The sequence below is a fragment of the Streptomyces sp. NPDC031121 genome (assembly GCF_055570615.1).
In genome coordinates this window covers 687,330-710,086 of sequence record NZ_JBVIGV010000001.1, presented here as the reverse complement: position 1 = coordinate 710,086, position 22,757 = coordinate 687,330, and the positions used below count along the sequence as shown (strand labels likewise).

General features: G+C 74.5%; 19 protein-coding genes and 1 pseudogene. 7 read left to right on the top strand and 13 right to left on the bottom strand.

Annotation, left to right across the window (positions count from 1 at the left end):
• Window positions 1-144 precede the first annotated feature (144 nt).
• Together ACZ462_RS03255 and ACZ462_RS03250 are read right to left on the bottom strand one after the other, a co-directional pair.
• Window positions 145-2,385 (bottom strand): MMPL family transporter, encoded by a 2,241-nt coding sequence (locus tag ACZ462_RS03255; protein ID WP_467802742.1) that lies wholly within the window; start codon window positions 2,383-2,385, stop codon window positions 145-147.
• Window positions 2,386-2,593: 208 nt separating this feature from the next.
• A complete protein-coding gene (locus tag ACZ462_RS03250; protein ID WP_467802740.1) occupies window positions 2,594-2,983 on the bottom strand; it encodes a cupin domain-containing protein in 390 nt (129 codons plus the stop codon).
• Window positions 2,984-3,038: 55 nt separating this feature from the next.
• Here ACZ462_RS03250 and ACZ462_RS03245 point away from each other — a divergent pair, with 55 nt between their 5' ends.
• The 5 genes and pseudogenes from ACZ462_RS03245 (at window position 3,039) to ACZ462_RS03225 (ending at window position 7,158) form a co-directional block, all read left to right on the top strand.
• Complete coding sequence (locus ACZ462_RS03245; protein ID WP_467802739.1) at window positions 3,039-3,890, top strand: GNAT family N-acetyltransferase; 852 nt, start codon at window positions 3,039-3,041, stop codon at window positions 3,888-3,890.
• Window positions 3,887-4,069 (top strand): annotated as a pseudogene (locus ACZ462_RS03240) (mycothiol transferase); the annotation flags it as partial. The gene ACZ462_RS03245 and the pseudogene ACZ462_RS03240, both read left to right, overlap by 4 nt.
• Window positions 4,000-4,410 (top strand): mycothiol transferase, encoded by a 411-nt coding sequence (locus tag ACZ462_RS03235; protein ID WP_467802891.1) that lies wholly within the window; start codon window positions 4,000-4,002, stop codon window positions 4,408-4,410. The pseudogene ACZ462_RS03240 and the gene ACZ462_RS03235, both read left to right, overlap by 70 nt.
• A gap of 85 nt (window positions 4,411-4,495) precedes the next feature.
• On the top strand, window positions 4,496-6,559 hold the full coding sequence (locus ACZ462_RS03230; protein ID WP_467802738.1) for a penicillin acylase family protein: 2,064 nt from the start codon (window positions 4,496-4,498) through the stop codon (window positions 6,557-6,559).
• On the top strand, window positions 6,556-7,158 hold the full coding sequence (locus ACZ462_RS03225) for a GNAT family N-acetyltransferase (RefSeq protein WP_467802737.1): 603 nt from the start codon (window positions 6,556-6,558) through the stop codon (window positions 7,156-7,158). Before ACZ462_RS03230 ends, ACZ462_RS03225 begins: the two co-directional genes overlap by 4 nt.
• Before the next feature lie 85 nt (window positions 7,159-7,243).
• Here ACZ462_RS03225 and gatB read toward each other — a convergent pair whose 3' ends face one another.
• The 9 genes from gatB to ACZ462_RS03180 form a co-directional block, all read right to left on the bottom strand.
• On the bottom strand, window positions 7,244-8,695 hold the full coding sequence (gene gatB, locus ACZ462_RS03220) for an Asp-tRNA(Asn)/Glu-tRNA(Gln) amidotransferase subunit GatB (protein ID WP_467802890.1): 1,452 nt from the start codon (window positions 8,693-8,695) through the stop codon (window positions 7,244-7,246).
• Between the two features lie 72 nt (window positions 8,696-8,767).
• Window positions 8,768-9,007, bottom strand: a complete 240-nt coding sequence (locus tag ACZ462_RS03215; RefSeq protein ID WP_467802735.1) for a hypothetical protein — start codon at window positions 9,005-9,007, stop codon at window positions 8,768-8,770.
• Window positions 9,004-10,503, bottom strand: a complete 1,500-nt coding sequence (gene gatA, locus ACZ462_RS03210) for an Asp-tRNA(Asn)/Glu-tRNA(Gln) amidotransferase subunit GatA (RefSeq protein WP_467802733.1) — start codon at window positions 10,501-10,503, stop codon at window positions 9,004-9,006. The genes ACZ462_RS03215 and gatA overlap by 4 nt, the downstream gene beginning before the upstream one ends.
• Window positions 10,504-10,508: 5 nt before the next feature.
• Window positions 10,509-10,805: an Asp-tRNA(Asn)/Glu-tRNA(Gln) amidotransferase subunit GatC gene (gene gatC / locus ACZ462_RS03205; protein WP_114054294.1), complete on the bottom strand. Its 297-nt coding sequence runs from the start codon at window positions 10,803-10,805 to the stop codon at window positions 10,509-10,511.
• 162 nt (window positions 10,806-10,967) lie between these two features.
• Window positions 10,968-13,013 carry a putative bifunctional diguanylate cyclase/phosphodiesterase gene (locus ACZ462_RS03200; RefSeq protein WP_467802889.1) on the bottom strand — a complete coding sequence of 682 codons (2,046 nt, stop codon included), beginning with the start codon at window positions 13,011-13,013 and terminating at the stop codon, window positions 10,968-10,970.
• Window positions 13,014-13,553: 540 nt separating this feature from the next.
• Window positions 13,554-15,767 (bottom strand): NAD-dependent DNA ligase LigA, encoded by a 2,214-nt coding sequence (gene ligA, locus ACZ462_RS03195; RefSeq protein WP_467802731.1) that lies wholly within the window; start codon window positions 15,765-15,767, stop codon window positions 13,554-13,556.
• A 31-nt stretch (window positions 15,768-15,798) separates the two neighbouring features.
• On the bottom strand, window positions 15,799-16,782 hold the full coding sequence (locus tag ACZ462_RS03190) for a methionine synthase (protein WP_467802729.1): 984 nt from the start codon (window positions 16,780-16,782) through the stop codon (window positions 15,799-15,801).
• On the bottom strand, window positions 16,779-17,468 hold the full coding sequence (locus tag ACZ462_RS03185) for an SDR family oxidoreductase (RefSeq protein WP_467802727.1): 690 nt from the start codon (window positions 17,466-17,468) through the stop codon (window positions 16,779-16,781). Before ACZ462_RS03185 ends, ACZ462_RS03190 begins: the two co-directional genes overlap by 4 nt.
• A gap of 54 nt (window positions 17,469-17,522) precedes the next feature.
• Entirely contained in the window at window positions 17,523-18,554 is a 1,032-nt protein-coding gene (locus tag ACZ462_RS03180) for a GlxA family transcriptional regulator (protein WP_467802725.1), read from the bottom strand.
• Window positions 18,555-18,670: 116 nt separating this feature from the next.
• Here ACZ462_RS03180 and ACZ462_RS03175 point away from each other — a divergent pair, with 116 nt between their 5' ends.
• The gene (locus ACZ462_RS03175; RefSeq protein WP_467802723.1) at window positions 18,671-19,591 is read left to right on the top strand and encodes an NADP-dependent oxidoreductase; all 921 of its coding nucleotides are present in this window, start codon (window positions 18,671-18,673) and stop codon (window positions 19,589-19,591) included.
• 43 nt (window positions 19,592-19,634) lie between these two features.
• Here the strand turns inward: ACZ462_RS03175 and mnmA are convergent, their stop codons facing one another.
• On the bottom strand, window positions 19,635-20,765 hold the full coding sequence (gene mnmA / locus ACZ462_RS03170) for a tRNA 2-thiouridine(34) synthase MnmA (RefSeq protein WP_365517003.1): 1,131 nt from the start codon (window positions 20,763-20,765) through the stop codon (window positions 19,635-19,637).
• A gap of 68 nt (window positions 20,766-20,833) precedes the next feature.
• Between mnmA and ACZ462_RS03165 the strand changes: the two genes are divergently transcribed.
• Complete coding sequence (locus tag ACZ462_RS03165) at window positions 20,834-21,517, top strand: N-acetylmuramoyl-L-alanine amidase (protein ID WP_467802722.1); 684 nt, start codon at window positions 20,834-20,836, stop codon at window positions 21,515-21,517.
• 38 nt (window positions 21,518-21,555) lie between these two features.
• On the opposite strand, the gene ACZ462_RS03160 is transcribed toward ACZ462_RS03165, so the two are convergent.
• Window positions 21,556-22,719, bottom strand: coding sequence for a cysteine desulfurase family protein (locus ACZ462_RS03160; RefSeq protein ID WP_467802721.1), 1,164 nt, complete (start codon window positions 22,717-22,719; stop codon window positions 21,556-21,558).
• Window positions 22,720-22,757 lie beyond the last annotated feature (38 nt).

The following is a 22,757-nucleotide window of genomic DNA, read 5'->3' as shown; positions in this document are numbered from 1 at the left end:
CGCCCCTCCCCTAGACGGCCGGCCGCTACGGGGGCCGGGTCTTAGGCCGGCCCCCGACAGCGGGATGCCGCCGCCGGGATGGGTCGCGGCGGCGTGCGGGCTGGGCGCCGGGCCGGCGGGCGGGGCGCCGGGCCGGGCAGGCGGTCAGCGGGAGGGGGTCGTCGGTTCGGCGTCGTCCTCGGCCGGTGCGGCGGTGCGCTGGGCGGGGAGGGCGGCAGCGGTGGCCGGCTCCGGCGGCTCGATGCTGATGCGCGGCAGGCGGCGCTCCAGCCAGGCCGGGAGCCACCAGTTCGCGCCGCCGAGCAGGTGCATGAGCGCGGGGACGAGGAGGGTGCGCAGGACGAAGGCGTCGAGGGCGACGGCCGCGGCGAGGGCGATGCCGAACATGGCGATGATCCGGTCGCCGCTGAGCACGAAGGCCAGGAAGACGGAGATCATGATGACGGCGGCCGAGTTGATGACCCGGCTGGTCTCTGCGAGGCCGACGCGGACGGCCCGCCGGTTGTCGCGGGTCTCCAGCCACTCCTCGTACATCCGGCTGACGAGGAAGACCTGGTAGTCCATGGAGAGCCCGAAGAGGACCGACACCATGATCACCGGGAGGAAGGGCTCGATCGGGCCGGCGCTGCCCAGTCCCATCGCCTCGCTGCCCCAGCCCCACTGGAAGATCGCGACGACGACGCCGAAGGAGGAGGCGACCGCGGCGACGTTCATGGCCGCGGCCTTGAGGGGGATGCCGATGGACCGGAAGGCGAGCAGGAGCAGCAGGCACCCGAGGGCGATGACGACGCCGACGAAGAGGGGGAGCTTGCCGACGATGACGTCTGCGAAGTCGTCGTAGCCGGCGGTCACGCCGCCGACGTGGACCTCCATGCCGGTGCCCTCGCGGGCCGCCGGGACGATGTCCTCGCGCAGGTGGGCGACGAGGTCGCTGGTGGCCCGGGACTGCGGTGCCGACTCGGGCACGACGGTGACGACGGCGGTGTCGCCGCTGCGGTTGAGGACGGCGGGGCCGGCGGAGGCGACGCCGTCGGCCCCGCGCAGTGCCTCGGCGAGGCGCTCGGCGGCGATCCGGTCGCCGGCGCCGTCGAGGCGGGCGACGACGGTGAGAGGGCCGTTGACGCCGGGCCCGAAGCCGTCGGCGAGCAGGTCGTAGGCCTGGCGGGTGGTGCTGGTCTCGGGGTTGTTGCCCTGGTCCGAGGTGCCCAGGTGGAGGGAGAGCGCCGGCAGGGCGAGCACGGCCATGGCGGCGGCGGCCAGGAGGCCCAGCTTCTTGGGGTGCCGCTCGACGAAGGCGGACCAGCGGGCGGCGAACCCGGTGGGCAGCTCCGGCTGCGGGCCGTCGGCGGCGAGGCGGCGGCGCTCGCGCCGCGAGAGGGCGCTCATCCCGATGTACGACAGGAGGGCGGGGAGCAGGGTGACCGAGGCGGCGACGGTGAGGACGACGGTCAGCGAGGCGGCTATCGCGACGCCGTTGAGGAAGCTCAGCCGCAGCACGAGCATGCCGAGCAGGGCGATGCACACGGTGGCGCCGGCGAAGACGACGGCCCTGCCGGTCGTGGCGACGGCCTGCTCGGCGGCCTCGGCCACGCCCATGCCGCGCCGCAGCGCCTTGCGGTGCCGGGTGACGATGAACAGCGCGTAGTCGATGCCGACGCCCAGTCCGACGAGGGTGCCGAGCATGGGGGCGAAGTCCGCGACGGCCATGGCGTGCCCGAGCAGGCCGATGCCGAAGTAGGCGGTGCCGACGGAGACCAGGGCCGTCGCGATGGGGAGCAGGCTGGCCGCTAGCGAGCCGAAGGCGAGGAAGAGGACGAGGGCGGCGACGGCCACGCCGATGGCCTCGGCGAGGTGCGACTTCGGCGCCTCGGCCAGGCCGATCGCCCGGCCGCCGAGCTCGACCTGCACCCCGTCCGCTTCGGTGGCGGCGTTCCTGGCGGCGGCGACGACCGCCTGGGCCTGCGCGGCGGGGACGGCGTCCGCCTGCCGGTCGAAGGTCACCACGGCGTACGCGGTGCGCCCGTCGGCGCTGATCTGCGCGGCGCTCTCGGGCCCGGGCCCGTACGGTCCGGCGACCGAGCCGACGCCCGGCAGCTCCGCGATGGTGTCGAGGGCCCGGGTCATGCGCTGCTCGACGCCCGGCGAGCGGGCCGTGAGGTGAGCGGGGGTCCGCCACACGACGGTGTCGGTGTCGCCGCCCTGGCCGGGGAATCCCTCGCGCAGGAGGGCGTGGGCCCGGCTGGACTCGGTGCCGGGGACCTCGTAGTCGGTCGAGAAGGCCGTTCCGGCGGTCACGGCGGCCGCGGCGGTCCCGCCGAGGGCGAGCAGCCAGATCAGGACGGCGGCCAGCCGGTGCCGCATGCACCACCGAGCGATTGCTGCCAACGGACGTGCTCCCTGGTGGGTCGGATCTTCACCGGGAGGCAGCCCGATGCGAAGAACTCTGGAACGCGTGAAGGCCGGGCCGAAGCACCCGGGAGGATCGCTCCTGGGGCGGCCGGGATGGTGCGCACGCATACGATCGCAGCAATCGGTGATCGTTGGTCCGTTTCGTGTGCATCATCACAGATGTGCACCGGTGGCGGCGGGCCGGTCAGGCCTGCTGCTGCGCCGCCGGCTCGTCGACGCGGTAGCCGGGGATGGACGGCCAGCGGACGGTGAGGACCACCGACTCCTCCTCCGCGTACCAGGAGTGGTCGACGCCGCGGCCCCACACCACGTAGTCGCCCTGCTCGGCGAGGACGACGTCCCGATCGGGGAACTCCATCCGGAAGCGCCCGCTGATCAGGACCAGCAGGGCGGTGCGCTCCTCCCCCGCGGTCCACTGCGCCCGGGCGTCCCCCTTGGGGTGGACGCCCCACTTGATCTCCACGTCCGCGCTGTGGCGCGCGTCGCCGGGGTCCTTGAAGTGCCCGAGGAGCCAGCCGCGGTCGGCGGCGGCGTCGGGGGCGGCCTTGCCGGTGTGGATGCAGAGGTCGTTCACGGGGGTGAGGCTAATGCAGTTGCGCGGACCGTCGCTCCGGTGGTCGGCTGCCGCCATGGGAAGCGATCACGAGGGGCCGGCGCGGCTGCTCGCCGCGTACGACCGGCACGTGCGCGAGTGCGCGCCTCCCGACACGGCCCGGTGCCGGGTCGAGCGGGCGGGCCGGGTGGTCCGGCAGACCTCGCCGGGCAGCGGCTGGAACGGTGTGGTCTGGTCGGACCTGGACGAGCACACGGCGGACGCTGCGATCGCGGCGCAGGTGGCGTACTTCGCCGGCCGCGGCTCCGCGTTCGAGTGGAAGCTGTACGGGCACGACCGCCCGGCCGACCTGGGCGGACGGCTGCGCGCCGCGGGCTTCGTCCCCGAGCCGGCCGAGACGGTGCTGGTGGGGCGGACGGAGGAGCTCGCGGCGCTGCCGCTGGAGCCGCCCGCCGGCATCACCCTGCACCCGGTGCACGACGCGGCGGGCGCGGACCTGATGGAGCGCGTCCACACGGCGGCCTTCGGCCGGCACACGCCCGGCATCCGGGAGCTGGTGGTGGAGCGGCTGCGCGAGGCGCCGGAGACCGTCGCCGCCGTGGTGGCGACGGCCGGCGGCGTCCCGGTGAGCGCGGCCCGGCTGGAGATGCGGCCGGGCAGCCCCTTCGCCGGGCTGTGGGGCGGCGGCACGGTGCCCGGGTGGCGCGGCCGGGGCGTCTACCGGCTGCTGGTGGCCCACCGGGCCCGGATCGCCGCGGCGCGCGGCATCCCGTACCTGCATGTGGACGCCTCCGCGCAGAGCCGCCCGATCCTGGAGCGGCTGGGCTTCGGCGTACTGGGTACGACGGTGCCGTACGTGCGGGAGCCCGCCGCCGCCCCGCTGCACGACCCCGCTCCGAGCCCCGGCCCCGGCCCCGGCCGGGCATGAGACAAGGAGGGCATCCGCCCGTGGAACGCATCGACCCGCCCCTGACCGGCGGCGAGCGCGAGACCCTGCGCGCGTATCTGGACTACCACCGCGCGACCCTCGCCCTGAAGTGCGAGGGCCTCACCGACGAGCAGCTGCGGCGCCGTTCGATGCCGCCGTCGACCCTGTCGCTGATGGGCCTGGTGCGGCACATGGCCGAGGTGGAGCGCCACTGGTTCCGCCGCACCCTGGGGGGGTGCGGCCGTGCCGCACCTGTGGTCGGACAGCGGCGACTTCCAGGCCGCCTACGACCCGGAGGGCTGCGGCCGCGAGGAGGCGTTCTCGGCGTGGCACGCGGAAGTCGCACACGCGCGGCGCGTGGAGGAGGAGGCCGCGTCCCTCGACGTGGCGGTCTTCGTGCCCAGTTGGGGGCAGCGCCTCGCTGCGGCTGCTGATGCTGCACATGGTCCACGAGTACGCCCGCCACAACGGCCACGCCGACTTCCTGCGGGAGGCCCTCGACGGCGCCACCGGGGCCTGACCGGCCGACCCGCGCGTCCGCACCCGCACCCGCCCCCTACACTTAGGCGAGCCTAACCTAATGCCTTGGGGAAGAGTGTGAGCCTGTGAGCGACGCGGACGACTTCGAGCTGTACCGGGACGACTGGGGCATCCCGCACCTGCGCGCCCCCGACCCGCTCCGCCTGGCCTACGCCCAGGGCCGGGCCACGGCCGTGGACCGGGCCTGGCAGCTGGAGGTCGAACGCCACCGCTCGCAGGGCGCCAGCGCCGCGTTCCTCGGCCCGGAGTCCCTCGCCTGGGACCGCTTCGCCCGCCAGAGCCGCCTCGACGACACCGCTCGCCGCTGCCACGAGGCGCTCGATCCGGAGACCGCCGCCTGGGTCGGGGCGTACGTCGACGGCGTCAACGACGGCCTGGCCCGGGGCGCCGCCCGCGACGAGCGCTTCGCCCGCACCGGCCACACCCCCGTCCCGTGGGAGCCGTGGGTCCCGCTCGGCATCTGGATCGCCACGCACATCCTGTTCGCCGGGTTCGCCACCAAGCTGTGGCGCGAGCGCGCCGCCCGCGCCCTCGGCGACGAGGCCGCCACCCTCTTCGCCACCGACGGCCCCGGCGCCGCCGGCAGCAACGGCTGGCTCGTCTCCGGCGACCGGACCGCCACCGGCTCGGCGATCATCGCCGGCGACCCCCACCGGATCATCGAGGAGCCGGGCGTCTACCAGCAGATACGCCTGGCCTGCCCGGAGTACGACGTCGTCGGCATCGCCGTCCCCGGCATCCCCGGCCTCGCCCACTTCGGCCACACCGGCACCGCCGCCTGGGCCATCACCAACGCGATGTCCGACTACCAGGACCTCTACGTGGAGCGGCTCCGCCCGGCCGCCGGCGGCTCCGGCACCGAGGCGCTGGGCCCGGACGGCGTGTGGGAGCCCGTCCACCGGCACACCGAGACCATCGCCGTCGCGGGCGCCGACCCCGTCGAGGTCGAGGTCCTGGAGACCGCCCGCGGCCCGGTCATCACCCGCGAGGAGAGCGCCGACCAGACACTCTCGCTGCGCTACCCGCCCCGCGTCCGCCGCGACCTCGGCTTCGCCGTGCTGCCCGCCCTGCTGCGCGCCCGCACGGTCGCCGACATCGACCGCGCCCTCGACGGCTGGGCCGAGCCGGTCAACGTCGTCCACGCCGCCGACTCCGAGGGCGGCCTGCTGCACCGCGTCGCCGGCGCCGTCCCGCTGCGCGACCCCGCGAACCGGCTGCGCCCCGTGCCCGCCTGGGACGCCCGCCACGCCTGGCAGGGCTGGGCGCAGACGCCCGCCGAGCCGGTGCAGGGCTTCGCCGTGATGGCCAACGCCCGCGGCATCGCCTCTCCCCTCGGCGTGGAGTTCGCTCCCCCGCACCGCGCAGACCGCATCCGCGAGCTGCTCTCCGGCGCGGAGGACTGGTCCCCGAAGGCCATGGCCGCGATCCACGCCGACACCCGCCTGGCCTCCGCGGAGCCGCTGCTCGCCCTGCTGCCCGCCCCGGAGGGGCTCTCCCCCGCGGCACAGGCGCTGCGCTCCCGGCTCCTGGCCTGGGACCGGCGCATGGACGCCGGCAGCACCGACGCCACCCTGTTCGCCGCCCTGCGCGCCGCCGTCGTGCGCCGCTTCGCCGCCGACCCGGCCCTGAAGGGCCTGGCGGGGCCGCCGTCCGGCCCGGAGGTGTTCCACCCCTGGCTGTACCTGCTTCCGCGCATCGGCTACGCCCTGGAGGGGCTGCTGCGCTCGCCGCTGCTCCCCGGCCTCGACCGGGCCGCGCACGTCCGCGCCGCCCTGGAGGAGACCGCCGCGGCCGCCACGCCCGAGGCCCCCTGGTCCGAGGTGCACCGCCTCGCGCCGTGGTCGGCGCTCCCGGACCCGGACGCCGAGTGGCCGGGCCTCGGCGGCGACCACGACTGCGTCAACGCCACCTCCACCGTCCCCGGCTTCACCGACCTGTGCGGCCGCGCCTCGGCCGCCCGCTACGTGTGGGACCTCCGCCGCCGCGAGGACAGCCTGTGGGCCGTGCCCCTCGGCGCCGACGGCGTCGCCGGAGCGCCCCACCACCGCGACCAGCTGCCGCTGTGGGCACGCTGCGAACTCGTCCCCGTCGTCACCGACTGGACCCGCCTCACCAGGGAAGACGCATGACCGCCACCACCACCCGCGAGCCCGTCCACACGCAGGCCGTCGACGGCTTCGGCACCGTCACCCTCACCCCCGTCGACCCGGCCGCCGACGCCGGGCTGATCCACCGCTGGGTCAGCGAGGACCGCGCCCGCTTCTGGGGCATGACGGGCGCGAGCCCCGAACTCGTGCGCGAGGTCTACGAGGACCTCGACCGCCGCACCACGCACCACGCGTTCCTGGCGCGCCGCGACGGGGTGCCCGTCGCCCTCTTCCAGACGTACGAGTGCACGGCGGACCGGGTCTCCGAGTGCTACGAGGCGCTGCCCGGCGACACCGGCGTGCACCTGCTCCTCGCCCCGGCCGCGGGCGCCGCCGAGCGCGGCTTCAGCGGGCGGCTGATCGGCGCCTTCACGGCGTTCGCCTTCTCCGACGGGACCACGCGCCGCCTCGTCGCCGAGCCCGACGCCCGCAACGCCAAGGCGATCGCCCGCCTGGAGCGTTCCGGGTTCGCGCTGGGCCCGGAGGTCGAGCTGCCCGAGATCGTGCTGCCGGAGATCCGCATCCCGGCGAAGCGCGCCCGCCTGGCCTTCCTGGACGCCCCCGGCACCCCGGCCCGCTGACAGCCGCCGCAGCGAAGCGGAACGGCCCGCACCCCCGGGGGTGCGGGCCGTTCCGTGTACAGCGGGCCGGAGCCGCCGGCTCCGGCTAGGCGGAGACGCCGAGCTTCTCCAGGATGAGCTCCTTGACGCGGGCCGCGTCCGCCTGGCCGCGGGTGGTCTTCATGACCGCACCGACGAGCGCGCCGACGGCGGCGACCTTGCCGCCGCGGATCTTGTCGGCGATGGCGGGGTTGCCCGCGATCGCCTCGTCGACGGCAGCGCCGAGCGCGCCCTCGTCCGAGACGACCTTCAGGCCGCGCTTCTCGACGACCTCGTCGGGGGTGCCCTCGCCGGCGAGGACGCCCTCGATGACCTGGCGGGCCAGCTTGTCGTTCAGGTCGCCGGCCGCGACCAGCGCCGCGACGCGCGCGACCTGCGCCGGGGTGATCGGCAGCTCGTCGACCGTGACGCCCTGCTCGTTGGCGTTGCGGGCGAGCTCGCCCATCCACCACTTGCGGGCGGCGGCCGGGTCGGCGCCCTCCTCGATCGTGGCGACGATGGAGTCCACCGCGCCCGCGTTGAGGATCGACTGCATGTCGTGCTCGTTGACGCCCCACTCCTCGCGGAGCCGGTTGCGGCGCACGCGCGGCATCTCGGGCAGGCCGGCGCGCAGCTCCTCGACCCACTCGCGGGACGGGGCGACGGGGACGAGGTCGGGCTCCGGGAAGTACCGGTAGTCCTCGGCGTTGTCCTTGATGCGGCCGGAGGTGGTGGAGCCGTCGTCCTCGTGGAAGTGGCGGGTCTCCTGGACGATGGTGCCGCCGCTGCTGAGGACGGCCGCGTGGCGCTGGATCTCGAAGCGCGCCGCGCGCTCCACGGAGCGCAGCGAGTTGACGTTCTTCGTCTCCGAGCGGGTGCCGAACTGCTCGGTGCCGTGCGGGCGGAGCGACAGGTTGACGTCGCAGCGCATCTGGCCCTTGTCCATGCGGGCCTCGGAGACGCCGAGGGCCTTGATGACCTCGCGCAGCTCGGCGACGTAGGCCTTGGCGACCTCGGGGGCCCGGGAGCCGGCGCCGACGATCGGCTTGGTGACGATCTCGATCAGCGGGATGCCGGCGCGGTTGTAGTCCAGCAGGGAGTGGGAGGCGCCGTGGATGCGGCCGGTGGCACCGCCGACGTGCAGCGACTTGCCGGTGTCCTCCTCCATGTGGGCGCGCTCGATCTCCACGCGGAAGACCTCGCCGTCCTCCAGCTGCACGTCGAGGTAGCCGTTGTAGGCGATCGGCTCGTCGTACTGGGAGGTCTGGAAGTTCTTCGGCATGTCCGGATAGAAGTAGTTCTTCCGGGCGAAGCGGCACCATTCGGCGATCTCGCAGTGGAGCGCGAGGCCGATCTTGACGGCGGACTCGACACCGGTCGCGTTGACGACGGGCAGCGAGCCGGGCAGGCCGAGGCAGGTGGGGCAGGTCTGCGAGTTGGGCTCGGCGCCCAGCTCGGTCGAGCAGCCGCAGAACATCTTGGTCTTCGTGCCGAGCTCGACATGGACCTCCAGGCCCATGACGGGGTCGTACGACGCGAGGGCGTCCTCGTACGACAGCAGTTCGGTGACGGTCACAGTGAAACTTCCCTCTCAGCCCAGCAGGACGTCGTCGTCGCCGAGGCGCTTCAGCTCGCGGTAAAGGATGGCGAGACCGGTGACGATGGCGGCGGCGGACACCACGGCGTCGACCAGCTGGAGCGTGTCCTGCTCCGTGCGGGCCTTCTTGGCCTGCTTGATCACGCTGATGGCGCCGAAAGCGGTGGTCGCGATCGACAGGTACGTACCGGACTTCGACTTCTTGAAGCCCTTGGCCTTGGACAGTGCGCTCACAGCGACGGAGCCTCCTCAAGCAGCGGGTGGCCCCAGCGCTCGGTGAAGGCGGCCTCGACGGCGGCACCGACCTTGTACAGCCGGTCGTCCTTCATCGCCGGGGCGATGATCTGCAGTCCGACCGGGAGGCCGTCCTCCGGCGCCAGGCCGCAGGGCAGCGACATGGCGGCGTTGCCGGCCAGGTTGGTCGGGATGGTGCACAGGTCGGCGAGGTACATCGCCAGCGGGTCGTCGGTGCGCTCGCCGATCGCGAAGGCCGTCGTCGGGGTCGTCGGGGAGACGATCACGTCGACCTGCTCGAAGGACTTCTCGAAGTCCCGGGTGATCAGCGTGCGGACCTTCTGGGCCGAGCCGTAGTACGCGTCGTAGTAGCCGGAGCTCAGCGCGTACGTGCCGAGGATGACGCGGCGCTTGACCTCGTCGCCGAAGCCGGCCTCGCGGGTCAGCGCGGTGACCTCCTCGGCGGACTTCGTGCCGTCGTCGCCGACGCGCAGGCCGTAGCGCATGGCGTCGAAGCGGGCCAGGTTCGAGGAGCACTCGGACGGCGCGATCAGGTAGTACGCGGCCATCGCGAGGTCGAAGGACGGGCAGTCCAGCTCGACGATCTCGGCGCCGAGCTCCCGCAGCAGCTCGACGGACTCCTCGAAGCGCTGCACGACGCCGGCCTGGTAGCCCTCGCCGCGGAACTGCTTGACGACGCCGACGCGCATGCCGGCGACGGAGCCGTTGCGGGCGGCCTCGACGACCGGCGGGACCGGCGCGTCGATGGAGGTGGAGTCCAGCGGGTCGTGCCCGGCGATCACCTCGTGCAGCAGGGCCGCGTCCAGGACCGTGCGGGCGCAGGGGCCGCCCTGGTCGAGGGAGGAGGAGAAGGCGACCATGCCGTAGCGGGAGACCGCGCCGTACGTGGGCTTCACGCCGACGGTGCCGGTGACGGCGGCGGGCTGGCGGATGGAGCCGCCGGTGTCCGTGCCGATGGCGAGGGGCGCCTGGTAGGCGGCCAGCGCGGCCGCGGAGCCGCCGCCGGAGCCGCCGGGGATGCGGGTGAGGTCCCAGGGGTTGCCGGTGGGGCCGTAGGCGCTGTTCTCGGTGGAGGAGCCCATGGCGAACTCGTCCATGTTGGTCTTGCCCAGGATGACGACGCCGGCTTCCTTCAGCTTGCGCGTCAGGGTGGCGTCGTACGGCGGGATCCAGCCTTCGAGGATCTTCGAGCCGACGGTGGTCGGGACCCCGACGGTGGTGAAGATGTCCTTGAGGGCGAGCGGGACGCCGGCCAGCGGGCCGAGCTCCTCGCCGCGCTCGCGCTTGGCGTCGACGGCGCGGGCCTGGGCGAGGGCGCCCTCGCGGTCGACGTGGAGGAAGGCGTGGACCTTCTCGTCGGTCGCCTCGATGCGGGCCAGGTGGGCCTCGGTGACCTCGACGGCCGTCAGCTCGCCGGAGGCGATCTTCTCGGCGGTCTGGGCGGCCGTGAGCTTGATGATGTGCGTGTCAGCCATGGTGATTAGTCCTCCCCCAGGATCTGCGGCACCTTGAAACGCTGCTGCTCCTGGGCGGGGGCGCCGGAGAGCGCCTGCGCGGGGGTGAGCGACGGTCGGACCTCGTCCGCGCGCATGACGTTCGTCAGCGGCAGCGGGTGGGAGGTCGGCGGTACGTCTTGGTCGGCGACCTCGGACACGCGGGCGACCGCGCCGATGATGTCGTCGAGCTGTCCGGCGAAGTGATCGAGCTCTTCACCGGACAGTTCCATACGCGCCAGCCGAGCGAGGTGGGCGACCTCCTCGCGCGAAATGCCAGGCATGCAGCGATCCTCTGGGGGTGGTGAGTGAGTGTTTTCCCACCAATCCTATGGGGCCGGGCCCCTGGGCCACGACACCCTTTGCCCCCGGGGCGCCCGCCGGGCCCGGCGGCGGGCGGACCGCGCCGCGGGCGGACCGCCGGGCCCGGGCCCGGGCGCGTGCCGCTACGGCGCCGGGGACTCCGCGGGCGCGGGGGCCGGCGACAGCTCGCGGGTGATGTCCGCCGGCCGGCGCCAGCCGCGCTCGCCGCGGGCCAGCAGCCAGGCGGTGGCCTCCTGCGGCGGCATGGCGGCCGCGACCAGCCACCCCTGGACGGCGTCGCAGCCGAGGTCGCGCAGCCGCTCCCAGGTCTCGTCGTCCTCCACACCCTCGGCGACGACGAGCAGGCCGAGCGAGTGCGCCAGGTCGACGGTGCAGCGGACGATCTCCGCGTCCTGCGCGTCGACCGCGAGCCGGGCCACGAACGAGCGGTCGATCTTCAGCTCGCTGACCGGCAGCCGGCGCAGGTGGACGAGCGAGGAGTAGCCCGTGCCGAAGTCGTCCAGCGACATCTTCACGCCGTGGCCGGTCAGGCCGGCCATCGTGTCGGCGGCCCGCTGCGGGTCCTCCAGCAGGACGTGCTCCGTTATCTCCAGCTGGAGACCGCTCGCGGGGACGCCGTGCCGGGCGAGGCGGGCCGCGACCGCGCCGGCGAAGCCGGGGGTGTGGACGTCGCGGGGCGAGACGTTGACGGCGACCGGGACCTTGAGGCCCTGCGCCCGCCAGCGGGCCACCTGGGCCAGGGCGGTCTCCAGGACGTACTCGGTCAGGTGGGGCATCAGCCCGGAGGTCTCGGCGATCGCGATGAACTCGTCGGGAGGGACCCGCCCGCGCTCCGGGTGCACCCAGCGCACCAGCGCCTCCAGACCGGCCACCTGGCCGTCGAAGCGGACCTTCGGCTGGTAGTGCAGCTCGACCTCGCCCGCGTCGAGGGCGCGGCGCAGGTCGCCGAGGAGGCCGAGCCGGTCGGGCGTGTTGCTGTCCCGCTTGGACTCGTACACCTCCACCCCGGTGCGGTCCCGCTTGGCCTGGTACATGGCCACGTCGGCGCGCCGCAGCAGCCCCTCGGCGTCGAGCGCGTGGTCGGGGAAGACGGCGAGGCCCGCGCTGGCCTCCAGGACGAGGGTGAGGCCGTCCAGGTCCAGGGGGGAGCTGAGTTCGGCGACGAGGTGCCGGGCGACCCGCTGGGCGCTGGTCGCGGAGTCCGCGACGGGCAGGAGGACGGCGAACTCGTCGCCGCCGAGCCGGGCGGCCTCGGCCTCCCCGGGCAGGGCCTGGTGGAGCCGCTCGGCGATCTGGAGCAGCAGCCGGTCCCCGGCCAGGTGGCCGAGGGTGTCGTTGACGGCCCGGAAGCGGTCCAGGTCGATCAGCACGAGGGCCGAGCGGGTGCCCAAACGTTCAGCCTCGTCAAGCGCGGACCAGGTGCGCTCCAGCAGCCACTGCCGGTTCGGCAGCCCGGTCAGCGGGTCGCGCAGCTGCTCCTCGGCGCGGGCGCGCGCGATCCGCAGGGTGGAGTCCAGGGCGATCAGCGGCACGGCGAACAGCGGCAGCAGCAGGGGCTGCGCGACGGCGACGACGCAGATCAGCGGGGCGATGCCGAGCAGGGCGACCGCGACTAACGCCTGCCGCAGCAGGGCCGTGCGGGCGGCGGTGCGCAGGCCCCCGCCGCGCCGTCCCAGGGCGAGCCACAGCAGCAGGCGGGTGACCAGCAGGTAGGCGACGGCCACCAGGACGACCTCGGGCGCGGCCTCCAGGCCCCAGGTGTCCGGCGTCCACGGCGACTCGACGGTGGGCGCCTCCCCGAAGGCGGCGAGGACAAGGGCCCCGGCGCCGATGCCGAGGATGTCCGCGGCGCCGTGCAGCAGTCCCTGCCGCCAGCGGTGCCGGCGGGCGGCCCACACCAGCGAGACGACGGAGAGGGAGACGAGCCCGGCGGGCAGCCAGCCGTAGAGGAGGAGCACGCCGAGGGTCAGGGCCGCGCCCGATCCGGTGCCGCCCCACCAGCGGTCGCGGCCGAGGGCGACCAGGTGGCCGACGATGATGCCGGTCAGCAGGGCGAGCGCCCAGCCGACCGCGCCGCCGGGGAACAGCGCCTGACGGTCGATCAGCGCCGCCGCGACGGCCGCGGCGAGGAGGACGGCGGCCAGGCCGACCACGGCGACCGGCAGCACGGTGCGCTGCGCGGCCCCCTGCTGTCCCGTCCCCGTGTCGAGCGGGCGGGTGTCGGGCGTCCTGGCGCGCCGGACGCCCGGCCGTCCCGTCCGCATGGGCGGGATCTCCCCGCCGACATCAGGTGACGGGTCGGCGCTATCGGTGGGTTTCATGCCCGTCCCTCTCACAGCCGGCTCTGCCGATGTCACGCGATGGCCCCGATGTCATGCCATCACGGCTGGCATCGCACCACGCAGCCGTGCACGACAGGCGCACCCCTCAACAGTAGGACGCGAGAGGCTCCCAGGGGCAGCGGTCGGCGGCGGTTGCCCGAACGCGACCCAGCCATCCTCATCAGTACGGTATCCGCCGAACAGGTGAGTTGGGACCAGGACCCCCGGCTCACCCGTCCGATGATCCGACAGGTCACCACGCCGCCAACAGCCCTGTACCGGCCGTTTGCCGCCGGCTGCCGCGCCGGGCGTGCGCCCGCTCGCACGGCCGCACGCCACGCATCCGTCCACCGGCGCCGCCTGCGCCGTGCGGACGGCCCGGGGGTGCTATTCGACCGCCGGGGCCGCCGCCGCACCGCCCTCGGCAGGGAGGGCGGCCGCGCGCGCCGCCTCGGGGCCCTGCTCCAGCAGGACGGCGAAGCCCGCCTCGTCGAGGACGGGCAGCTTCAGCTGTACGGCCTTGTCGTACTTGGAGCCGGGGTTCTCGCCGACGACGACGAAGGAGGTCTTCTTCGAGACCGAGCCGGTGACCTTGGCGCCGCGGCTCTGGAGGGCCTCCTTGGCGCCGTCGCGGGTGTGGTGCTGCAGGGTGCCGGTGACGACGACCGTGAGGCCTTCGAGCGGGCGCGGGCCCTCGTCCTCGCCGGAGCCCTCGTCCTCCATGCGGACGCCGGCGGCCCGCCACTTGCGCAGGATCTCCTGGTGCCAGTCGACCGCGAACCATTCCTTGACGGCGGCCGCGATGATCGGCCCGACGCCCTCGGTCGCGGCCAGCTCCTCCTCGGTGGCCTGCTCGATCCGCTCGACGGACCGGAAGGCGCGCGCCAGCGTCTCCGCGGCGACGGGGCCGACGTGCCGGATCGACAGGCCGTTGATGAAGCGGGCCAGCGGCCGCTCCTTCGCCGCGGCGATGTTCTCCAGCATCGCCAGGGCGTTCTTCTTCGGCTCGCCCTTCTGGTTGGCGAAGACCGTGACGACCTTCTCCTCGCCGGTCTTCGGGTCGCGCTTGGGCAGCCCGCTGTCGGCGTCGAGGACGTACGCCTTGATGGGCAGCAGCTGTTCGATGGTGAGGTCGAACAGGTCGCCCTCGTCGCGCATCGGCGGCTCGGCCGGCTCCAGCGGGTTGGTGAGCGCCGCCGCGGCGACGGCGCCGAAGTTCTCGATGTCGAGGCACTGCCGGCCCGCGAGGTAGAACAGCCGCTCGCGCAACTGGGCCGGGCACGTCCGCGCGTTGGGGCAGCGCAGGTCGATGTCGCCTTCCTTCATGGCCCGCAGCGGCGTACCGCACTCGGGGCACTCGGCGGGCATCGTGAACTCCCGCTCGGTGCCGTCGCGCAGGTCCACGACGGGGCCGAGGATCTCGGGGATGACGTCCCCGGCCTTGCGCAGGACGACGGTGTCGCCGATGAGGACGCCCTTGGCCTTGACGACCTCCTGGTTGTGCAGGGTCGCGAACTCCACCTCGGAGCCGGCCACCGTCACCGGCTCCACCTGCGCGTACGGGGTGACCCGCCCGGTGCGGCCGACGCCCACCTTGATGTCGACGAGCCGGGTGTTGACCTCCTCGGGGGCGTACTTCCAGGCGATCGCCCAGCGCGGGGCGCGCGCCGTGGAGCCGAGCCGGCCCTGGAGCGGGATCTCGTCGAGCTTGACGACGACGCCGTCGATCTCGTGCTCCACGGAGTGGCGGTGCTCGCCGAAGTGCGCGATGAACTCGCGGACCTCGGCCAGGGAGGACACCACCCGGTTGTGCCGGGCGGTGGGCAGGCCCCATTCGCGCAGGAGCCCGTACGCCTGCGACAGGGTGGCGATCCCGAAGCCCTCGCGGGCGCCGATGCCGTGCACCACCATGTGCAGCGGGCGGGTCGCGGTGACCTTGGGGTCCTTCTGGCGCAGCGATCCGGCCGCCGCGTTGCGCGGGTTGGCGAACGGCTTGTCGCCGGCGGCGACGAGGCGGGCGTTGAGCTCCTCGAACTTCTCCATCGGGAAGAAGACCTCGCCGCGGATCTCGACGAGGTCGGGGATGCGGTCGCCGGAGAGGCGGTCGGGAACCTCCGCGATGGTGCGGACGTTGGGCGTGATGTCCTCGCCGGTGCGGCCGTCGCCGCGGGTGGCGGCGCGGGTCAGCCGGCCCTTCTCGTAGGTGAGGTTGACCGCGAGGCCGTCCACCTTGAGCTCGCACAGGTAGTGGAAGTCCGGGGTGCCCACGTCCCGGGCGACGCGGTCCGCCCAGCCGGACAGCTCCTCGTCGTCGAAGGCGTTGTCGAGGGAGAGCATGCGCTCGCGGTGCTCGACGGACGCGAAGTCCGTCTCGTACGCGCCCGCCACCTTCTGGGTCGGCGAGTCGGGCGTGCGCAGCTCCGGGTACTGCTCCTCGAGCGCCTCCAGCGAGCGCAGCAGCCGGTCGAACTCGGCGTCGCTGACGACCGGCTGGTCGTTCACGTAGTACCGGAAGCGGTGCTCCTCGACCTGCTCGGCCAGCAGCATGTGCTGCTCGCGCACCGCCGCCGGTACCGCCGTGTCCTGCTGTTCGGCTGCCATGCCGTGTCCTCCCGTGGCCCGTCTCGGTTCGTCACTCAGGGTTGTCGGCGAGGGACCTCGCCGCGCGGACGCAGTGGGCCTGCGCCGCGCGGGCGTAGGCGGGCGAGGCGCCCGCGAGGCCGCACGACGGGGTGACCGTGACGGACTCCGCGAGGGTGCCCGGGGCCAGCCCCAGCCTGCGCCAAAGCTTCCTGACACCCATGACGCTACCGCCCGGGTCGGACAACGGGGCATCGGTGCCCGGCACGACTCCGGCGAAGAGCCGCATGCCGCTTTCGACGGCCTCGCCGACGGCCTCGTCCTCGCGCTCCGTGAGCAGCGAGAAATCGAACGAGACCGCATGGGCGCCGGCCCGGCGGAGCAGGCCGAAGGGGACGCCGGGGGCGCAGGTGTGGACGACGACGTCCCCCTCGTGGACGGCGAACAGCTGGCGCAGGGTCCCCTCGACGACCTGCCGGTCCACGGCCCGGTAGGTCCGGTATCCGCTGGCGGTGCGGATCCGGCCGGTGAGGACGGCGGTGAGCGACGGCTCGTCGAACTGGAGGACGATCTCGGCGCCGGGGATGCGCCGGCGGACGTCGGCGAGGTGGCCGCGCAGCCCCTCGGCGAGGGAGGCGGCCAGGTCGCGGCAGGCGCCGGCGTCCTGGAGGGCGGCCTCGCCGCCGTGCAGCTCCAGCGCGGCGGCGAGCGTCCACGGGCCGACGGCCTGCACCTTCAGGCGCCCCGTGTAGCCCTGGGTGAACTCCTCCAGGGCGTCGAGGTCCTCGCCGAGCCAGGACCTGGCGCGCCGGGTGTCGCGGCCGGGGCGGTCGCTGATGCGCCAGCCGCTGGGCTCGACGTGCGCGTACAGGTCCACGAGCAGGCCGAGCGAGCGGCCGATCATGTCGGCGCCGGGGCCGCGGGCGGGCAGCTCGGGCAGGTAGGGGAAGTCCTCGAAGGAGCCGGTGGCGGTCTTGGCGGCCTCGCGGGCGTCGCCGCCGGGAAGGGAGCCGACCCCGGTGGCGTTCGCGGTCACCGGCCCGGCCTCACGGTCAGGTCGTTGACCTCGGCGTCGCGGGGCAGGTCGAGGGCCATCAGGATGGTGGTGGCCACGGACTCCGGGTCGATCCAGGCGGAGGGGTCGTACTCCTTGCCCTCCTGGGAGTGCACCTTTGCCTGCATGGCGGTGGCGGTGCGGCCGGGATAGACGGAGGTGACGCGGATGCCGTTGGCGCGCTCCTCGGCGCGCAGCGCGTCGGCGAGCGCCTTCAGCCCGTGCTTGGAGGCGGCGTACGCGCTCCAGTCGGCGTGCGCGTTCAGCCCGGCGCCGGAGTTGACGAAGACGACGGTGGCCTTGGAGGCGCGCAGGGTCGGCAGGAGGAGCCGGGTGACCTCGGCGGGGGCGATCAGGTTGACGTTGAGTTGCTGGTGCCAGGTCTTGGGGCGCAGCTCGCCGACGGGTCCGAGGTCGACGATCCCGGCGATGTGCAGGAGGGAGTCGAGCCGGTCGGGCAGCGCCTGCTTGTCGAAGGCCCAGGAGAGCCGGTCGGGGTCGGCGAGGTCGCCGACGAGGGTGCGGGCGCCCGGGTAGCGCTCGACGAGCTGCCGGGCGCGGGCGGCGTCGCGGGCGAGCAGGATCAGGTCGTCGCCCCGGGCGTGCAGGCGGGCGGCGACGGCGGCGCCGATGCCGGCCCCGGCCCCGGTGATCAGGTGTGTAGGCATACCGCCCATGCTCGCAGGTCCGGAGCCCGGCTCCGGCCGGGCCTGCGGGGGCGGTCAGCCGGTGGGGGCGGGCTCGGCGGACCCGGCGCGGGCGCCGCGGCGGCGGGCCGGTCCGGCGTCCTCGCCGTCGGCCGGCCGGAAGGTGCGGCGGTAGGCGATCGGGGAGACGCCTAGGGCGCTGCGCATGTGCTGGCGCAGGGAGTTGGCCGAGCCGAAGCCGGCGCGGTGGGCGACCAGGTCGACGGGGAGGTCGCTGGACTCCAGCAGGTGCCGGGCGACCTCCAGGCGCTGGCCGGTCAGCCACTGGACGGGGGTCATGCCGACCTCGTCGCGGAAGCGGCGGGTGAAGGTGCGCAGGCTCATCCGCGCGTGGGCGGCGAGCCGGGCGAGGGTCAGGGGCTCGGCGAGCCGCTCCAGGGCCCAGGCCCGGGTGGCGGTGGTGGTGGCGGCGGTCGGCTCCGGCACGGGCCGCTCGATGTACTGGGCCTGTCCGCCGTCGCGCCAGGGCGGTACGACGCACAGCCGGGCGGCGAGGTTGGCGACGGCGGTGCCGTGGTCCGCGCGGATGAGGTGCAGGCACAGGTCGATGCCGGCGGCCACGCCGGCGGAGGTGAGGATGTCGCCGTCGTCGACGAAGAGGACGTCCTCGTCGACCTTGACGCGCGGGAAGGCCCGCTGGAACTCCAGGGCCTTGAGCCAGTGGGTGGTCGCGGGCCGGCCGTCGAGCATCCCGGCGGCGGCGAGCACGTAGGAGCCGGTGCAGATGGACACGATCCGGGCTCCGGGGCGGATCCGGGCGAGGGCGTCGGCGTACGCCTGCGGCAGGGGCGCGCCCTGGAGGAGTTCGCCCATGGCGTGCGTGGGCGGGATGACCACGGTGTCGGCGGCCGCGAGCGCCTCGGGGCCGGCCGAGACGCCGATCGTGAACCCGGCGTCGCTGGCCACGGGCTGACCGTCCGCGGTGCAGACGGTGACCTCGTAGAGCGGGTTCCCGGAGTCGTCGTAGGCGTTGCCGAAGACCCGGGAGGGCATTCCGAGCTCGAACGGGGGGACGCCTTCGAGGGCGAGTACGGCGACACGGTGCATGGCCAGATCCTGTCACATGGTGGCCGTCCGGCCAGTACTGCGCGGGCACGGCGGCGGCGAAGCTGGTGCCCCCACCCGGGAAAACCGGTGTGGAACAGACATAAAAGGAGATATCCATGCGTGCCGTCGTCGTCAGCCGGTGGGGCGGTCCCGAGGTCCTCACCGAGACCGAGGTGGACCGGCCCGAGCCGGGGCTGGGCGAGATCCTCGTACGGGTGCACGCGGCCGGCGTGAACCCCGTGGACTGGAAGACGCGCGCCAGCGGCGCCTTCGTCGGCTGGGGCCCGGTCCCGGTGGTCGGCTGGGACGTCTCGGGCACCGTCGAGGCGGTCGGACCGGGGGTGACGCTGTACCGTCCGGGCGACGAGGTGTACGGGATGCCCCGCTTCCCGCAGCAGGCGGGCGGTTACGCGGAATACGTGACGGCCCCGGCGCGCCACTTCGCGCGCAAGCCCGCCTCTCTCGACCATGTGCAGGCGGCCGCGCTGCCGCTGGCGGCGCTGACCGCGTGGCAGGCGCTGGTCGACACGGCCGGGGTCGCGGCGGGGCAGCGGGTGCTGGTCCACGCGGCGGCCGGCGGGGTCGGCCACCTGGCCGTGCAGATCGCCAAGGCCCGCGGCGCGTACGTCATCGGCACCGCCAGCGCGGCCAAGCACGGGGTGCTGCGCGAGCTCGGCGCCGACGAGCTGGTCGACTACCGCGCCGGGGACTTCGCCGAGGCGGTCTCGGACGTGGACGTGGTGCTGGACGCGCTCGGCGGGGAGGTCGCGCAGCGCTCCCTGGAGGTGCTGAAGCCCGGCGGCCACCTGGTGACCCTGCTCGGTCCGGACGTCCCTGCCGGGGCGGACGGGGTGCGCGCCTCCTTCGTGGTGGTGGAGCCCGACCTCAAGGGCCTGGAGGAGATCACCGCCCTGGTCGAGCGGGGCCTGCTCAAGCCGCTGGTGGAGACGGTGCTGCCGCTGGAGCAGGCGGCGAAGGCCCACGAGATCGGGGAGCAGGGCCGCACCACCGGCAAGATCGTCCTGACGGTGGTGTGAGCCCGCGAAGGAGGCGGGCGGCCGCGGGGGCGGCCGCCCGGCGTCAGACCGCGGCGGCGGCGCGGGTGGTCGTGGCGATGGTGGCGGAGCCGACGACGCGGGTGCCGTCGTAGAGGACGATCGCCTGGCCGGGGGCCACGCCGCGGACCGGCTCGGTGAACCGGACGCGCAGCTCGCCGTCGACGACCTCGGCGAAGACCTCGGTCTCGCCGCCGTGGGCGCGCAGCTGGGCGGTGTACGTGCCCGGGGCGGCGGGCGTGGAGCCGCACCAGCGGGGGCGGATCGCGGTGAGGGCGCCGATGTCGAGGGACTCGGCGGGGCCGACGGTCACGGTGTTGTTCACCGGGGAGATGTCGAGGACGTAGCGCGGCTTGCCGTCGGGGGCGGGGTGGCCGATGCGCAGGCCCTTGCGCTGGCCGATGGTGAAGCCGTAGGCGCCGTCGTGGGTGCCCACCTTGGCGCCGGACTCGTCGACGATGTCGCCCTCGGCGCGGCCGAGGCGCTTGGCGAGGAAGCCCTGGGTGTCGCCGTCGGCGATGAAGCAGATGTCGTGGCTGTCGGGCTTCTTCGCGACGGCGAGGCCGCGCCGCTCCGCCTCGGCGCGGATCTCCTCCTTGGTGGTGATCGTGTCGCCGAGCGGGAAGAGGGCGTGGGCGAGCTGCTTCTCGTCGAGGACGCCGAGGACGTACGACTGGTCCTTGGCCATGTCGGAGGCGCGGTGCAGCTCGCGGGTGCCGTCCTCGCCCACGACGATCGTCGCGTAGTGGCCGGTGCAGACCGCGTCGAAGCCGAGGGCGAGGGCCTTGTCGAGGAGCGCCGCGAACTTGATCTTCTCGTTGCAGCGCAGGCACGGGTTAGGGGTCCGGCCCGCCTCGTACTCGGCGACGAAGTCCTCCACCACGTCCTCGCGGAAGCGCTCGGCGAGGTCCCAGCAGTAGAAGGGGATGCCGATGACGTCGGCCGCGCGGCGGGCGTCCCGGGAGTCCTCGATGGTGCAGCAGCCGCGCGCGCCCGTCCGGAAGGACTGCGGGTTCGCGGAGAGCGCCAGGTGGACGCCGGTCACGTCGTGCCCGGCTTCGACCGCGCGGGCGGCGGCGACGGCGGAGTCCACACCGCCGGACATGGCGGCCAGGACGCGGAGGGGGCGGGCGGGGCGCGGCAGGTTCTCAGTCATAGCGCCTTCCAGGGTACGGGGGAACCGTGCGGGGTCACAGTGCGTTGTCGGGGGCAGGGGGTGAGCGCATGGGAACCGGGGAGAAGGCGGGGAGGCCCGCCGGCGGGCCGGGCCGGGGCAGGACGCGCCGGGCGGTGCTGTTCGGCGGCCTCGGCGTCCTCGCCGTGGCGGGCGCGGCCGGGGCGGACGAGGTGCGGCGGCTGTGGTGGCTGCTGCCGGGGGTGTCCAAGCCGCGCAAGGAGGGCGAGCTGGACTACGCGGGCGCGGGCTGGACGGCGGCCTCGCCGGCGAACTGGCGGCTGGCCGACCGGCCGGACGACTACCGCGTCGACCGGATCGTGGTGCATGTCACGCAGGGCGGCTTCGCCTCGTCGGTGGACGCCTTCAGGAACCCGTGGCACAAGGCGTCGGCGCACTACATAGTCCGCCAGGACGGGCATGTGGAGCAGATGGTCCGCGAGCTGGACGTCGCCTTCCACGCCGGGAACCGCTCGATGAACGAGCGGAGCATCGGCATCGAGCACGTCGGCTACGTGGAGCGGCCGCGGGACTTCACGGACGCCATGTACGCGTCCTCGGCGCGGCTGGCGGGCGACATCTGCCGCCGGTACGGCATACCGGTGGACCGCAGGCACATAGTGGCGCACTCCGAGGTGCCGGGCACGGACCACACCGATCCCGGGCCGCACTGGGACTGGGACCGGTACCTGCGCCTGGTGCGGGCCGAGGCGGCGGGCAAGGGCTCCGCCTGACCGTCGGACCGCGAGTCTGTCCGGCCCCGGTCGGCCCGTCAGGAGAGCCCGGCGGTGCGGGCGCGTTCGACGGCGGGGCCGATGGCGGCGGCCACGGCGGCGACGTCCTCCTCGGTGGAGGTGTGGCCGAGGGAGAAGCGCAGGGTGCCGCGGGCCAGCTCCGGGTCGGTGCCGGTCGCGAGGAGGACGTGGCTGGGCTGGGCCACGCCGGCGGTGCAGGCGGAGCCGGTGGAGCACTCGATGCCCTGGGCGTCGAGCAGCAGCAGCAGGGAGTCGCCCTCGCAGCCGGGGAAGCTGAAGTGCGCGTTCGCAGGGAGCCGGTTGTCGGGGTCCCCGCCGAGGACGGCGTCGGGCACGGCGGCGCGCACGGCGCGGACCAGCTCGTCGCGCAGCCGCCCGACCTCCGCGGCGAACCGCTCGCGCCGCTCGGCGGCGAGGACGGCGGCCACGGCGAAGGCGGCGATGGCGGGCACGTCGAGGGTGCCGGAGCGGACGTGCCGCTCCTGGCCTCCGCCGTGCAGGACGGGGACGGGCGCCTGGTCGCGGCCGAGCAGCAGGGCGCCGATGCCGTAGGGGCCGCCGATCTTGTGGCCGCTCACGGTCATCGCGGCGAGCCCGCTGTCCCCGAAGCGGACGTCGAGCTGGCCGACGGCCTGGACGGCGTCGGAGTGCAGCGGGACCCCGAACTCGGCTGACGCCTCGGCGAGTTCGCGGACCGGCATGACGGTGCCGATCTCGTTGTTGGCCCACATCACGGTGGCCAGGGCCACGTCGCCGGGGTTGCGGGCGATGGCCTCGCGCAGCTCGCCGGGGCTGACGCGGCCGTACCGGTCGACCGGCAGGTACTCGACGCGGGCGCCCTCGTGCTCGGCGAGCCAGTGGACGGCGTCGAGGACGGCGTGGTGCTCGACGGGGCTGGCCAGGACCCGGGTGCGGGCGGGGTCCTGGGCTCGGCGCGCCCAGTAGAGGCCCTTGACGGCGAGGTTGTCGGCCTCGGTGCCGCCGGCGGTGAAGACGACCTCGCTGGGCCGGGCGCCGAGCGCCTCGGCGAGGGCCTCGCGGGCCTCCTCGACGGTCCGGCGGGCGCGCCGGCCGGCGGCGTGCAGCGAGGAGGCGTTGCCCGTGGCGGCGAACTGCGCGGTCATCGCCGCGGCGGCCTCCGGGAGCATCGGAGTGGTGGCGGCGTGGTCGAGGTAGGCCATGATTTCCCGATTCTACGAGCCCCGGGGCGCCCGGGGCC